Genomic DNA, 14,020 nt, shown 5'->3' with positions numbered 1-14,020 from the left:
CTATGCTGTTATTTTTCACTCACATTTTTCATTTGTTCATGGAGAAAGGCAAGCAGCTCATTCATATCCTCTGCCTGGTCGATTGAAAAATTCGCAAATACTTCCCCCAGATAATCCTGACGCTTTTTAATAACTTCCTTTATAATTTTCTTTCCCTTTTCCAAAACCTGTATTCGCACCACTCTGCGGTCTTTTTCATCACGTATCCGTTTTACAAGCTGGTTTTTTTCCATCCGGTCCACCAGATCTGTCGTTGTACTGAAGGCAAGCCCGTTTTTATTTGACAGCTCCCCTATTGTTAAATCTCCATATTCCATTAACCACTGTAACGCAACGAATTGGGGTGCCGTAATCGGGTAATTATTTAATATTTTTCGGCCATTCTGTTTGATGACACCGGATATGTAACGAAGCCTTTTCTCAATTTCAGCTATTGTATCATGTGATAACTCATTCTCCAACCGGGTAACCCCCCCAAATTTTCTTTATCTTCATTATCATAACATAACCAACTGATTTCATTACCCGCAACTGCTCATGCTTCAGCTTTCAATGCCGAGATAAGCTGTTTTTTATGTTTTCTGGAAACTAAAATGTATAACACATCATCTTCCTTGATGACCGTCTGACCATTCGGTGTGACAACTTCCCCATCGCGGATTATTGCGTTGACTAATGCACTATCCGGAAACGCAAGTTCCTCAAGTGATTTCCCATTGATAATGTTCTTTTCTGTTACATCATATTCAATCATTTCGGAATTTGTTTTTCCCATCGATATGAGCTCGAGCGAATGTGCCGGTTTCTCTCTGGCCTCCCCCTCAAGACCAAGTTTTGCCGCCAGGTAAGTAATCGTTGATCCTTGCACGAGTGTTGAGGTCAGTACAACAAAAAATACCATATTAAACATTACCTGACTATCCTTAACGTCAGCAAGCATCGGAAAAATTGCCAGTACAATTGGAACAGCACCACGCAAGCCTGCCCAGGACAGAAAGCATTTTTCCTTCACATTATATTGTGATTTCATTAATATGAAAAAAACAGCAGCCGGACGTGCAATGAATATCAGAATCGCGGAAATAAGCAATCCATTAAAAACATACTGCCATTGAAATAACTGGGATGGAAAAACAAACAATCCCAATATAAGAAACATGATAATCTGCGCCATCCAAGAAAATCCTTCATTAAAGCGCATTATGGAATGACGGTATGCCAAATCGGAGTTGCCGATAATCAGTGCCGTAATATAAACCGCAAGTAATCCGCTTGCATCTACAAGTGAAGTAACACTGTACGCCAGAAAAGCAAAGGCAAGTGCGTATAAAAGATAAAGACCGCCTGAATCCAGATTAATCCGATTAAGTGAAAAACTACCCAGTTTACCTACGATAAGCCCAAACAGCAATCCTATGCCCATTTGCCAGAAAAACGTCCAAATAAGTGAGACAACACCCGATTGCTCCTGTGTCATCAATTGGATTACCGAAAGTGTTAAAAACATGGCCATCGGATCATTGGACCCTGATTCTGCTTCAAGTGTCGATTTTAAATTACCCTTTATATTCTTATCTTTTAAAACGGCAAATACTGCAGCTGCGTCTGTAGACCCGACAATGGAGCCAATCAATAACCCCTGCAGCCAAGTGATATCCAATATAAACTTTGCAGCCACAGCAAGAACAAGTGCGGTAACAATAACACCAATTGTTGCAAGTGAAAGCGCAGAAGGCAAAATAGGCTTAATGGTCTTCCATTCCGTATTCAGCCCACCCTCAAATAAAATAATCACGAGTGCGATGACACCGATTAACTGAGCAACCGAAGCATTATCGAAATAAAAAATATTTAAGCCATCACTGCCAGTGAGCATTCCGACGAAGATAAACAGTACAAGTGAAGGTACTCCCAGCCTGGTCGAAAATTTTGTCACAATCACACTGGTAATTAACAGCAAGGCAACAACAAATATGAATTGATTGGATAACAATATTTCATGAATCATAAGCAACGCTCCTGATGACAGCTTCTAATTTCCCTTCAGTATACCAAACATTAAACTGTGTATTGAAATAAAAGCTTGTTGTCGTACAATTTGGCTCATAATTGTGCTCACTGATTAGCAATTCTTTCATAAGCTATAGTGACTAAATAAATTCCCTTTAATCTGCAGCTCTATGACAGCAAGGAGGGGTTAACATTTGAAGGACAACGAGTACAAACCGAAGCAATTATTAACCAAACGTGAAAAAGAAGTATTTGAACTCCTAGTACAAGATAAGACAACAAAAGAAATTGCCCAGGAATTGTTTATATCGGAAAAAACTGTCCGTAACCACATTTCAAATGCTATGCAAAAGTTAGGAGTCAAGGGGCGATCACAGGCTGTAGTAGAGCTCCTTCGCATGGGGGAATTAAAGCTCTAAATAAGCCCGGCTTTCATATATTGAAGGCCGGGTTTATTCGTTGTGTCATACATTGGAAAATTATTTTTCAATCATGGAATCAACCAGTTCTTCTGCTAGCACCCTGGCTGAAAGTACACCTCCGAATACCGGGGTGTCACCAGGAATCTGATGGATCTTACCAGCTTCCACAAAGCTTAACTGTTCCCAAACCGGATTTCCTTTAAGCTGCTTTTCAAAAATATTGTCCTCTTTTTGTACAATATACAGGAAATGGGGATTTTCTTTCTGGAATTTTTGTAAAGCTTCAATCCCTGTCTGGGTGAATCCATATGGCTCAATTTCCTCTGATTCATACATATTTTTAAACCCGATCCGTTTCATAACCTGCGACACGACGGAATTTCTTGCATACAACCTTAAAACAGGTGCATTCTGGGTGGTGAAAGCCAAGGCAGAGATATATTCGGTCCCCTTTAATCCTGACTGTTCCACACGTTCCCGCTGTTTATCATAAAATTGATTTAATTTTGTTATTTCCTTGCTGGCTTTTTGTTCTTTATCAACGATTTTCGCAATTGTTTTAAATTCCTGAAGCATTTCTTCGTATAAATTTTTTGATGCCTGTTCATTATATGGTGCAAATGTTACGGTGGGAGCAATTTTCTCTAGCTGCCCAAGAAGCTTTTCGTGTCTGAACTTGGCAGCAATAATCAGGTCAGGATCCAACCGGGAAATAGCCTCCAGATTGGGCTCCTGACGTGTACCGACATCCTTAACACTATTGGCAAGGTCTTTTTCTATATTTATCCATTCCTTGTACCCATCAATATTGGGAACGCCTGCAGGTTGTACCCCCAACGCCAGCAAATGCTCCGCGAAAAACCACTCAAGAACAACAATCTTTTTTGGTGTTCCTTTTATCGTTTGTTCGCCCATCGCATCTTCTACCGTAATAATTCGTTCCTGACTTTTATTCTCATTCCCCTTTTCAGCGGTACCTGATTTTTCATCATTTGTACCTCCACAGGCTGACAACAAACCAAGGATTAATATAACGATCATGACCAACCATTTTTTCATCCTGCTCCTCCTTAACGATTAAATCAAGTAAACAGCTTCTGTCATAATATGTATAAGCTATAACCTGATTTTTATAATTGATAATGATTATCAGTTTCATTAATTATATTACCATAAATTATGAGCAGGTCAACTTAATTAAAAAAAGGACACTCCCGCTATTTCAGAGGTCCTGTTTTCTTCTGATTGATTTTCATTGATTAGTCAGCTTCTCCTTCATGGACTCATTTATGGATACAGGCTTACCGGTTTCAGTATTTATGTATACCATCCGGCCACGTCCTGTAAGACATAGCTTATCCTGTTCATTAACAGCCATATAGTGAATATCCAGCGAGGAATTTCCGATGTGATTTACCTTTACATACAATTTTAATGGATCATCAAAAAAAAGCTGCTTATGATAATCACATTGTAGATCAGCTACGATTGGCATTCCATTATCTGTATTGGCTCTGTCGAACAACCCGGCTGCTTTCAGGAATTCGATACGCGCTTCTTCAAAATAAATAAAAGGTGATACATTGTTCACATGTCCAAACATATCTGTCTCGGAGAATCGAATTTTTATTGGAATATAAAATGAAAATTCGGATCTCCATTGTTCCATATCATCAATATATGTTACTTTTGACAAACTCTCAACTCCCTGTATGTATTTTTAAAAATGACCCTTGCCGTATTATACGGCAAGGGTCATGTTAAAACGGAATTTCCATCCAACTGTCAATTAATGTGCGTTGTCACTTCCAAAGAAATTTTTGAAAGACTGGATGTTTGTTGCACGGTTCATAGCAGCAATGGAAGTTGTTAGTGGAATACCTTTCGGACAAACCTGTACACAATTCTGCGCGTTTCCGCATCCCGTAATGCCGCCCTCTTCCATTAATCCGTCCAACCGTTCCTTCTGATTCATTTCTCCTGTCGGATGTGCATTGAAAAGCCGTGCCTGAGATAAGGCTGCTGGTCCTATAAAGTCGGACTTATCATTAACATTTGGACAAGCCTCCAGACATACACCGCAAGTCATGCATTTTGACAGTTCATATGCCCATTGACGTTTTTTCTCCGGCATACGCGGGCCTGGTCCAAGATCATACGTCCCATCAATCGGAATCCATGCCTTAATTTGTTTCAGTGCATCAAACATCTGCTCACGATCTACGACAAGGTCGCGAACAATCGGAAATGTGCTCATTGGTTCCAGCCGTATTGGCTGTTCCAATTTATCGACCAATGCTGCACAAGACTGGCGTGCTGTACCATTGATTACCATTGAGCATGCCCCGCATACTTCCTCGAGACAATTCATATCCCATGCTACCGGTGTTGTTTTTTCACCTTTATCATTAACTGGGTTCTGACGGATTTCCATCAGTCCGGAAATAACATTCATGTTTGTTTTATAAGGAACATCAAAAGATTCCTCATAAGGAGCAGAATCCGGGCTGTCTTGACGCGTTATAATAAACTTAACAGTTTTTTGTTCAGCCATGTTTATCTTTCTCCCCTCAGTGTTTTTGTGTGTAATCCCTTAACCTTGGCTCAATCAGTGAAGTATCTACTTCCTCATAGGATATCACTGGTGCATTCTTTTCTTTATCGAAGGTCGCAATTGTTGTTTTGAGCCAATCCTCATCATTACGATCTGGATAATCAGGCTTGTAATGTGCACCACGGCTTTCATTACGGTTATAAGCGCCCATCGTAATAACACGTGCCAGATGCAGCATGTTTTTCAGCTGACGGGTAAACATAACACCCTGATTGCTCCACCGTGATGTATCATTGATATTAATCTTATTCCAGCGTTCCTGAAGTTCCTCAATCTTTTCATCAGTCTTCAGCAGTTTATCATTATGACGAACAACTGTTACATTATCAGTCATCCATTCTCCAAGTTCCTTATGAATCTGATAGGCATTTTCGTCGCCTTCCATTTTCATAAACTCATTAAATATTTCCTGTTCTTCTTTTTCACGTTGATCAAACAAGTCAGGTGACATATCTTCCACATGCTTCTCTAGTCCATCAATGTATTCAATAGCATTTGGACCTGCAACAGATCCGCCGTAAATTGCTGAGAGAAGGGAATTTGCACCTAAACGGTTTCCACCGTGCTGAGAATAGTCACACTCACCACAAGCAAATATTCCTGGTATACTTGTCATCTGATCAAAGTCAACCCAGAGACCTCCCATTGAGTAGTGAACAGCAGGGAAAATCTTCATTGGTACTTTACGTGGGTCTTCACCAACAAATTTTTCATAAATCTCGATGATTCCACCAAGTTTGACGTCCAGTTCTTTCGGATCTTTATGTGATAAATCCAGATAAACCATATTCTCGCCATTGATACCAAGTTTCTGGTTAACACATACATCAAAAATTTCACGTGTTGCAATATCTCGTGTAACCAAGTTTCCGTAGGCGGGATATTTCTCTTCAAGGAAATACCATGGTTCACCGTCTTTATATGTCCAGATACGGCCACCTTCACCACGTGCTGATTCACTCATCAGTCGCAGTTTGTCATCACCTGGGATGGCAGTTGGGTGAATTTGAATAAACTCACCATTTGCATATTTAGCACCCTGCTGATACAGAATACTTGCTGCAGATCCGGTGTTAATCATGGAGTTAGTTGACTTTCCGAAAATAATTCCCGGTCCGCCGGTTGCCATGATGGTAGCATCTGACGGGTAAGATTTGATTTCATGTGTTTTAATATTTTGTGCAACAATTCCTTTACCAACGCCATCATCATCCAGAATAGCTCCAAGGAATTCCCAGTTCTCATATTTTGTAACCAGACCTTCCACTTCATAGCGACGAACCTGTTCGTCCAATGCATATAATAACTGTTGTCCGGTTGTGGCTCCTGCATATGCTGTGCGGTGTACGGATGTACCGCCGAAACGCCGGAAATCAAGCAGACCTTCTGGCGTCCGGTTAAACATAACACCCATTCTATCAAGCAAGTTTATAATGCCAGGCGCTGCATCACACATTGCTTTAACCGGCGGCTGATTTGCCAGGAAATCCCCGCCATATACGGTATCGTCAAGGTGTTTCCAGGGTGAGTCCCCTTCACCTTTAGTATTAACTGCACCGTTAATCCCGCCTTGGGCACATACAGAGTGAGAACGTTTAACAGGTACAATGGAGAACAAATCCACATTAACACCTGCTTCTGCTGCCTTTATCGTTGCCATAAGTCCAGCCAGTCCGCCGCCTACAACAACTACTTTGCGATTACTCATTATGATGACTCACTCCCTCTTTCCAATAAATTAAACACCATAAGCAAATTTAATCAATGCACGTACTCCAATATAACTTACCGCAAAAAATACTATAAGCGTAGCGTATGTAACAATCTTTTGCGATTTTGGTGACTGGGTGAATCCCCATGAAACCAAGAAACTCCATAGTCCATTACTGAAATGAAATGTAGTTGAAAGCACGCCAATAATATAAAACCAGAACATTACCGGATTGGAAAGTATATTTTCCATCAAATTATAATCCAGTTCTGCATTGCCCATACCGATTTGCACGCGTGTTTCCCAAACGTGCCAAGCAATAAAGACAAATGTAATAATCCCTGTTACGCGCTGCAGAAAAAACATCCAGTTACGGAAAAAGCCATAGTTTCTCGGGTTGTTTTTTGTTGTAAAAACAATATAAACACCCAAAATTGCGTGGAATAAAATAGGCAAAAAGATAATTACCGTCTCCAACACAATCCTGAACGGCAGATCGTGCATAAATGCTGCAGCCTGATTGAAGCTTTCTTCTCCATATACAGCAAAATGATTTACTACCAAATGCTGAATCAGGAAAATTCCAATCGGTATGACACCTAATAAGGAATGGAGTCTTCTGTAAAAGAACTCACGATGCTCTGACATGTGTTACCCCCCTCGGTCGTAATTTGATACTGTAAATAGTAATGCACAAAATCAGATGGCAATATTATTGTATTGTCCAATATTGTACAATTTATGACATATTTATTGTACTTCTAACAATAAAAAGCGTCAAGAAAGGAAGCAGTAATTTCACAACGATGTGATATTTATCATGATTTTTATGCTGACTCATCAGAAAACTTGGTTGTCACCAAGCTTTCAAAAAATCAATTGCGTTCTTACACTGCCGGCAAAGAACATAGATAATAAAATTAATAACTGATAAGCTATTCTCGAACTTTATGATCAATGTTAAAATGAACTGGTTACCGACAGAAAGGATGACAACCATGCAACATGCAAAAGAGGCTTTACCTGTAACTGTTTTAGATGAACTCCACACTACCGGTGCCGGATATGATATCATTCGTTACCTGGGATTACCCGAACTATTAGGGGCAGAAGCACCTACCCTTCTATATTTTATGGGTAAAAACATAGCAAGAAAAATGGATACTGAATCTGTTTCGGATGTTATATATGCATTCGAAAAACTTGGATGGGGCACACTCGAACTGATAAAAGAAAAGAAAAGAGAGTTAACATTTCATTTGATGTCCGATTCAGTTGTATATAAACTCAACGCACCTTTTGATACGGACTTTCGGCTGGAATCAGGCTTTTTAGCTGAATCGATCGAATTATTGAAAGACAGGACATGTGAATGCAAAGAGGAAATCAACAAAAAAATTCACATGATTGAATTCACCGTCGTTTTTACGGATGAGTAAATACCCAACCTGCAGGAGCTAAATATTATCTATATATAAGCCTTACATCTTTGCAGCATTCCATACGATTGTCTCAATATAATACGCCATCAATGTACAGAGTAGGGCAATTAATACTGCCCTACTCATTTTTTGCAAGGTGCTCTTTTATAGTACCAGCAATATTTATAGGAATACCCAGCTTTATCATACGGTCGACCGAAGCATTGCGAATCTCGTTCACTGACTTGAAATGAGTCAGCAGCAACCGTTTTCTTTTCTCGCCCACCCCCGGTATTTTATCAAGTTCTGACTGAAAAAGACCCTTGCCTCTTAATTGACGATGAAACGAAATAGCAAATCGATGCACTTCTTCCTGAATGCGTTGCACCAGATAAAATTCCTGTGACTTCCTTGATAATGATAGTACCTCTGGTGGGTCACCATACACCAGTTCACTCGTTTTGTGCTTATCATCCTTGGCCAGTCCACACAATGGGATATTTAATCCAAGCTCATTTTCCAATACATCAAGTGCCGCACCCATCTGCCCTTTACCACCATCAACGATAATCAAATCCGGCAATGGCAAGTTTTCTTTCAGTACCCGTTTATATCTGCGTCTGACAACTTCCCGCATTGTTTCATAATCATCAGGACCTTTAACGTCCCTTATTTTATATTTCCGGTATTCCTTTTTATCTGCTTTTCCATCCGTAAACACAACCATCGCTGAAACGGGGTCTGTTCCTTGAATATTTGAGTTGTCAAATGCCTCGATTCGATGCGGCGTTTCGATATTCAGGATATCTCCAAGCCCCTCAACAGCCCGGATAGTTCGTTCCGCATCACGTTCAATAATGGAAAACTTCTCTTGAAGTGCGATTGAAGCATTTTTTCCGGCTAATTCCACAAGTTCTTTTTTTCTCCCGCGAAAGGGAGTGTGTACGTTAATTTCCAGTAATTCCTTTAAAAGGTCAGTATCCGTTCCAATCGGTACCAACAGCTGTTTTGGCTTTATGTGATGGTGATGGAGATAGAACCGACCGATAAAGCTGATAAATGTATCTGATGGATCATCAAAAAACGGAAAGACGGAAACATCCCGTTCAATTAATTTTCCTTGTCTGATGAAAAACACCTGCACACACATCCAGCCTTTATCATATGCGAAACCAAAAATATCCCGATCGGTCTGATCATTCAATGTCATCCGCTGTTGTTCCATGACAATTTCGATATGCTGAATCTGATCCCGCAGCTCCTTTGCCCGCTCAAAGTTAAGGTCTGCACTCGCTTCATACATACCGGATTTCAGATTATCTTTAATTTCTTTATGTCCCCCATGCAAAAAGGATGTTATGCTCTGAATGATTTCCTTATAGGTATCTTCTGAAGCAGGCTGTTCACTGCAGGCAAGACACTGCCCCATATGATAATAAAGACAATAACGGCCTGGCGGATTATTACATTTCCTTAAAGGGTACAGACGGTCGAGCAGCTTTTTCGTTTCACGCGCTGCCAATACATTCGGATAAGGCCCGAAATATTTCCCTTTATCCTTCTTTAATTTTCGTACAATCTGCAGCCGCGGGTGCCGCTCCGATGTAATTTTTAGATAAGGATATGATTTATCATCTTTTAACAGCACATTATATTTAGGGTCGTATTTTTTGATCAGATTCATTTCAAGAATAAGTGCTTCAATTTCCGAAGTCGTTACAATGTACTCAAAATCCGTTATTTCCTGTACAAGTCGTTGGGTTTTTTTATCATTGGCTCCGGTAAAATATGACCTGACACGATTTCGCAGCAGCTTCGACTTGCCGACATATATTACTGTTCCATGCCTGTCCTTCATCAAATAGCAGCCGGGCTGAGCTGGCAGAACAGCCAGTTTTTCTTGTATTTGCTGACTCATTATCCATTCATCCTTTAACTAAAGAAATCCCTTGCCACATGAGCAACAAGGGATTATTTTCCGTTCCTGTATACGATTATACACGTTGTTAGGCATGTTTGTTAATTAAATCAACAAGTGCTTCTTTTGGCTGGAAACCAACAACCTGATCGACTACATTGCCATCTTTAAACAGCAATAAGGTCGGGATACTCATTACCCCATATTTTCCAGCTGTTTCCTGATTTTCGTCCACATCAAGTTTTACAATTTGTACTTTATCTTCCATTTCACCATCAATTTCCTCGAGAACCGGAGCAATCATTTTGCATGGTCCGCACCAAGGTGCCCAAAAGTCTGCAAGCACAAGACCTTCAGCAGTTTCTTTGGTGAAATTTTGATCCGTTACGTGAGCAATTGCCATTTCTATTCCTCCTCAATCTAACTGACTTCTGTAATGAGTATATCATCGTTAGTATATCCTAGCTAATAGTTTGCTTATTCCAAAAAATAATGCTTAAGCTTGATCAACTATATTAAAAAACCTGGTAGTCATTAAGCCCTTTGGTGACATTTTTAGCTACACCTATGCTGTAAGAAATACATATCTGCAAAAGAAAAACATAGACCCAGCCGATCCTCAGCGGGTCTGTACTTTATTTATTTCAACTTTTTAATTTCCTCGGTAAGCATTGGCACGACATCAAAAATGTCACCTACAATGCCGTAATCTGCTACATTAAAAATGTTTGCTTCCGGATCTTTATTAATCGCCACAATTACTTTGGAGTTTGACATTCCGGCAAGATGCTGAATCGCACCGGAAATACCGCACGCAATATATAAGTCTGGTGTAACCACCTTACCTGTCTGACCGATTTGCAGTGAATAATCACAGTATTCAGCGTCACAGGCACCCCTGGAAGCACCAACTGCGCCGCCTAAAACATCAGCAAGTTCCTGAAGCGGTTTAAAACCTTCCTCACTTTTAACTCCGCGTCCGCCTGCAACAATTACATTGGCTTCAGACAAATCAACCCCATCAGATGCTTTTTTAATAACATCCTTAATAACCGAGCGAATATCAGCAATATCCACATCCTTGGGCGAAATATCACCTGAACGGGATTCATCTTTCTCCGGCGCTGCAATATTATTTGGACGGATAGTAACAAATGTCAATCCGCTTGTGATCGTCTTCTTTTCAAATGCTTTACCGGAATAAATAGGTCTCGTAAAAACAGCCTTTCCTCCATCGTTTGTTACTTCCGTAGCATCTGAGACCAGCCCGGTTTCCAGTTTACTTGCCAGTTTAGGTGTTAAGTCTTTTCCAATAGACGTATGCCCCATCACAATCCCATCGGGCGACTCATCGTTTATGACAGCCATAACTGCCTGGCTAAAACCATCCGGAGTATATGTTTCCAGCATATCATGCGCAACGGTTACCACCCGGTCTGCACCATAATAAATCATTTCCTGAGCCTGTTCGTTTAAATCACCAGCTCCACAGATAACACCAACAATCTCGCCATCTGCACTGATTGATTTTGCAGCAGCAATTGCTTCAAATGTTACGTTACGTAATGTATTTTCTCTTAATTCGCCTACAACTAATATTTTATCACTCATGTCATTTCTCCTTTCCGTTATAAATGGTTACAGCACCTTTGATTCATCTTTAAGAAGAGACACCAATTCCTGAACTTGTTCATCCAGTTCACCTTCGAGTACCCTTCCTGCCTCTTTTTCCGGCGGCAGAAAAATATCCTCTGTTTTTGTTTTTGCTTCAATATCATCTTCATCAAGATCGAGATCATCTATCTCAAGTTCTTCCAGAGGTTTTTTCTTCGCTTTCATAATTCCCGGCAGGGATGGGTACCTTGGGTCGTTCAACCCTTGCTGACAAGTAACCAGCACCGGTAAAGATGTTTCAATTTTTTCAACATCACCTTCCACGTCTTTATCAATCTTCACTGTATTACCATCAATTTCCAGCGCTGTAATAGTCGTAACTGATGGGATGCCAAGTAACTCAGCAAGACGCGGGCCAACCTGACCGCTTGCTTCATCAATCGCTACATTACCTGCCAAAATTAAATCTGCTTCCTTATCCTCAAAATACGCTTCCAATATTTTAGCAGTCGTGTATTGATCACCATCTTCAAGATCGTCTTCCGTATTGATCAAAACAGCTTTATCAGCACCCATTGCCAATGCAGTGCGCAGCTGTTTTTCGGAATCTTCATCACCTACCGTGACGACAGTAACTTCACCACCATGTGCATCCTTTTGTTTAATGGCTTCTTCAACCGCATACTCGTCATATGGATTAATAATATATTCAGCACCATCATCTTCAATCTGCCCATTGGATACAGCAATTTTCTCTTCCGTATCAAATGTTTTTTTCAGCAATACATAAATATTCATATATGATTTCCTCCTTTTACTTATCCTTGAAGTTAGGCTTGCGCTTTTCAATAAATGCCTGAACGCCTTCTTTTGCATCATCGGACCCGAAGATCTCACTAAATGCTGTTGCTTCTTCCTGGACTCCATCCGCAAACTGAGCAGTTTTAGCATACGGAATCAGCTGCATAACACTATTAATCGTTGGCTTGCTTTTAGCAGCAATTACAGTTGCTAGTTTCATAGCGTTTTCATATACTTCTTCTTCTCCTACCGCCTGATTGGCAAGACCCAATTTTGCTGCTTCTGTTCCGGTTATCGGTTGTCCACTCAGAATCATCTCGTATGCTTTTGCTGAACCGACATATCGCGGCAGCCGCTGTGTTCCTGCAAACCCGGGAATGATTCCTAATGTCAATTCCGGGAGCCCCAATTTTGCATTTTCAGTAACGATCCTAATGTGACATGACATTGCCAGTTCAAGCCCACCGCCTAATGCAGCACCATGAATGGCTGCGATAACAGGGATTGAGAAATTTTCCACACGGTCAAATAATTTCTGACCACGCTCCGACAGAACCTGGTAGTCGCTTGCATTTTGAAGTGAAGTAAATTCTTTAACATCCGCACCAGCCGAGAAAAACTTGCCTTCTCCTTTGAGTAGAATCGCTTTCGCATTGTTATCGTTTTCAATTTCATTCAATTTTTCATCCAGATCCTTTAACAGGGTGCTGGATAATGCGTTTGCCGGCGGACTTTGAATGGTCAATACTGCAACATTCCCGTTTAATTCATGTGTCAGTGTCCCCAACTCAATCCTCCTCTTCTGCTATTTATCGGAAAGGCCGTGTGTCAACAACCTGTGAACTTCAGGAGCCATTTCCAATAAATCGTATTTTTGTTCTTTCATAACCCAGTTTGTTACAGTTTCATCCAGGGTTCCAAAGATCATTTGCCTTACGAGCGGGATGTTCAATTCATCTCGAAACACATTCTCCTTAGTGCCTTCTCTAATGATGTCATCAATCACCGACAAATAAGGCTTGAGAATATCGTTAATTTTCAGCCGCAATTCACTGTTTGACTGCCTTAATTCCAATTGCGTGACAATCGCCAGGTGATGGTCCCCGGTAAGCTGGCTGAAATGCATCTGTATCAGGGTGAGTAATTTCTCATCCGCATTTTGCTTCTGGTTAATACTCTCAGCAATTCGTTCAATAAACTGCCCCATTTTTTCCTTAAAAACAGAAACAAGAATATCCTCTTTATTTTTAAAATACAGGTAAATGGTGCCGTCTGCAACCCCTGCCTTTTTTGCAATCTTGGATACTTGTGAAGCATGGTATCCATTTTCAGCAATGACCTCAACAGCTGCTTCAATAATTTGATTGTATTTAGGTTTGTTTTTCTTCATGAAAATTCTCCTTAATAAAACCCCTCACAATAAAAGGTGAATGAATAATCATTCACCTTTTATTGTACAAATATACAGCGATTCTGTCAATATAGTTTGTACAACAATTGGTCAAAAAA

15 protein-coding genes are annotated in these 14,020 nt (G+C 40.4%); 2 read left to right on the top strand and 13 right to left on the bottom strand.

Annotated elements, in window-relative coordinates:
* Window positions 1-8 precede the first annotated feature (8 nt).
* Both ABD010_RS08790 and ABD010_RS08785 read right to left on the bottom strand, forming a co-directional pair.
* Window positions 9-461: a MarR family winged helix-turn-helix transcriptional regulator gene (locus tag ABD010_RS08790; protein ID WP_343812174.1), complete on the bottom strand. Its 453-nt coding sequence runs from the start codon at window positions 459-461 to the stop codon at window positions 9-11.
* A 74-nt stretch (window positions 462-535) separates the two neighbouring features.
* Entirely contained in the window at window positions 536-2,008 is a 1,473-nt protein-coding gene (locus tag ABD010_RS08785; RefSeq protein WP_343812172.1) for a potassium/proton antiporter, read from the bottom strand.
* Window positions 2,009-2,204: 196 nt separating this feature from the next.
* Between ABD010_RS08785 and ABD010_RS08780 the strand changes: the two genes are divergently transcribed.
* Entirely contained in the window at window positions 2,205-2,429 is a 225-nt protein-coding gene (locus ABD010_RS08780) for a helix-turn-helix domain-containing protein (RefSeq protein ID WP_010651078.1), read from the top strand.
* A 60-nt stretch (window positions 2,430-2,489) separates the two neighbouring features.
* Here ABD010_RS08780 and ABD010_RS08775 read toward each other — a convergent pair whose 3' ends face one another.
* The 5 genes from ABD010_RS08775 to ABD010_RS08755 form a co-directional block, all read right to left on the bottom strand.
* Complete coding sequence (locus ABD010_RS08775) at window positions 2,490-3,491, bottom strand: ABC transporter substrate-binding protein (RefSeq protein WP_343812170.1); 1,002 nt, start codon at window positions 3,489-3,491, stop codon at window positions 2,490-2,492.
* Window positions 3,492-3,684: 193 nt separating this feature from the next.
* Window positions 3,685-4,128 carry an acyl-CoA thioesterase gene (locus tag ABD010_RS08770; RefSeq protein WP_343812167.1) on the bottom strand — a complete coding sequence of 148 codons (444 nt, stop codon included), beginning with the start codon at window positions 4,126-4,128 and terminating at the stop codon, window positions 3,685-3,687.
* A 93-nt stretch (window positions 4,129-4,221) separates the two neighbouring features.
* The gene (sdhB, locus tag ABD010_RS08765; RefSeq protein ID WP_343812165.1) at window positions 4,222-4,986 is read right to left on the bottom strand and encodes a succinate dehydrogenase iron-sulfur subunit; all 765 of its coding nucleotides are present in this window, start codon (window positions 4,984-4,986) and stop codon (window positions 4,222-4,224) included.
* Window positions 4,987-5,002: 16 nt separating this feature from the next.
* Window positions 5,003-6,754, bottom strand: coding sequence for a succinate dehydrogenase flavoprotein subunit (sdhA, locus tag ABD010_RS08760; RefSeq protein WP_343812163.1), 1,752 nt, complete (start codon window positions 6,752-6,754; stop codon window positions 5,003-5,005).
* A gap of 30 nt (window positions 6,755-6,784) precedes the next feature.
* Window positions 6,785-7,405: a succinate dehydrogenase cytochrome b558 subunit gene (locus ABD010_RS08755; RefSeq protein ID WP_343812161.1), complete on the bottom strand. Its 621-nt coding sequence runs from the start codon at window positions 7,403-7,405 to the stop codon at window positions 6,785-6,787.
* A gap of 350 nt (window positions 7,406-7,755) precedes the next feature.
* On the opposite strand from ABD010_RS08755, the gene ABD010_RS08750 reads away from it, so the two are divergent.
* On the top strand, window positions 7,756-8,196 hold the full coding sequence (locus ABD010_RS08750; RefSeq protein ID WP_343812159.1) for a YslB family protein: 441 nt from the start codon (window positions 7,756-7,758) through the stop codon (window positions 8,194-8,196).
* 121 nt (window positions 8,197-8,317) lie between these two features.
* Here the strand turns inward: ABD010_RS08750 and uvrC are convergent, their stop codons facing one another.
* From uvrC to fadR, 6 genes are all read right to left on the bottom strand, one after another.
* Window positions 8,318-10,096, bottom strand: a complete 1,779-nt coding sequence (uvrC, locus tag ABD010_RS08745; RefSeq protein ID WP_343812157.1) for an excinuclease ABC subunit UvrC — start codon at window positions 10,094-10,096, stop codon at window positions 8,318-8,320.
* An 88-nt stretch (window positions 10,097-10,184) separates the two neighbouring features.
* Window positions 10,185-10,499: a thioredoxin gene (trxA, locus tag ABD010_RS08740; RefSeq protein ID WP_174613977.1), complete on the bottom strand. Its 315-nt coding sequence runs from the start codon at window positions 10,497-10,499 to the stop codon at window positions 10,185-10,187.
* 236 nt (window positions 10,500-10,735) lie between these two features.
* Window positions 10,736-11,707, bottom strand: a complete 972-nt coding sequence (locus ABD010_RS08735; protein ID WP_343812154.1) for an electron transfer flavoprotein subunit alpha/FixB family protein — start codon at window positions 11,705-11,707, stop codon at window positions 10,736-10,738.
* A gap of 27 nt (window positions 11,708-11,734) precedes the next feature.
* The gene (locus ABD010_RS08730; RefSeq protein ID WP_343812152.1) at window positions 11,735-12,508 is read right to left on the bottom strand and encodes an electron transfer flavoprotein subunit beta/FixA family protein; all 774 of its coding nucleotides are present in this window, start codon (window positions 12,506-12,508) and stop codon (window positions 11,735-11,737) included.
* Window positions 12,509-12,524: 16 nt separating this feature from the next.
* Window positions 12,525-13,298, bottom strand: coding sequence for an enoyl-CoA hydratase (locus tag ABD010_RS08725; protein WP_343812149.1), 774 nt, complete (start codon window positions 13,296-13,298; stop codon window positions 12,525-12,527).
* Between the two features lie 18 nt (window positions 13,299-13,316).
* Window positions 13,317-13,901: a fatty acid metabolism transcriptional regulator FadR gene (fadR, locus tag ABD010_RS08720; protein ID WP_343812147.1), complete on the bottom strand. Its 585-nt coding sequence runs from the start codon at window positions 13,899-13,901 to the stop codon at window positions 13,317-13,319.
* Window positions 13,902-14,020: the final 119 nt, after the last annotated feature.

Source organism: Virgibacillus siamensis, from assembly GCF_039522605.1.
Classification (GTDB): domain Bacteria; phylum Bacillota; class Bacilli; order Bacillales; family Amphibacillaceae; genus Lentibacillus; species Lentibacillus siamensis.
This window is presented reverse-complemented; position numbering and strand designations above follow the sequence as displayed.

Bases quoted from the DNA above. Each gene is read 5' to 3' on its own strand.
- ABD010_RS08785 (WP_343812172.1), bottom strand. From the start codon at position 2,008: ATGATTCATGAAATATTGTTATCCAATCAATTCATATTTGTTGTTGCC.
- ABD010_RS08775 (WP_343812170.1), bottom strand. From the start codon at position 3,491: ATGAAAAAATGGTTGGTCATGATCGTTATATTAATCCTTGGTTTGTTG.
- sdhB (WP_343812165.1), bottom strand. From the start codon at position 4,986: ATGGCTGAACAAAAAACTGTTAAGTTTATTATAACGCGTCAAGACAGC.
- sdhA (WP_343812163.1), bottom strand. From the start codon at position 6,754: ATGAGTAATCGCAAAGTAGTTGTTGTAGGCGGCGGACTGGCTGGACTT.
- ABD010_RS08755 (WP_343812161.1), bottom strand. From the start codon at position 7,405: ATGTCAGAGCATCGTGAGTTCTTTTACAGAAGACTCCATTCCTTATTA.
- ABD010_RS08750 (WP_343812159.1), top strand. From the start codon at position 7,756: ATGCAACATGCAAAAGAGGCTTTACCTGTAACTGTTTTAGATGAACTC.
- uvrC (WP_343812157.1), bottom strand. From the start codon at position 10,096: ATGAGTCAGCAAATACAAGAAAAACTGGCTGTTCTGCCAGCTCAGCCC.
- trxA (WP_174613977.1), bottom strand. From the start codon at position 10,499: ATGGCAATTGCTCACGTAACGGATCAAAATTTCACCAAAGAAACTGCT.
- ABD010_RS08735 (WP_343812154.1), bottom strand. From the start codon at position 11,707: ATGAGTGATAAAATATTAGTTGTAGGCGAATTAAGAGAAAATACATTA.
- ABD010_RS08730 (WP_343812152.1), bottom strand. From the start codon at position 12,508: ATGAATATTTATGTATTGCTGAAAAAAACATTTGATACGGAAGAGAAA.
- fadR (WP_343812147.1), bottom strand. From the start codon at position 13,901: ATGAAGAAAAACAAACCTAAATACAATCAAATTATTGAAGCAGCTGTT.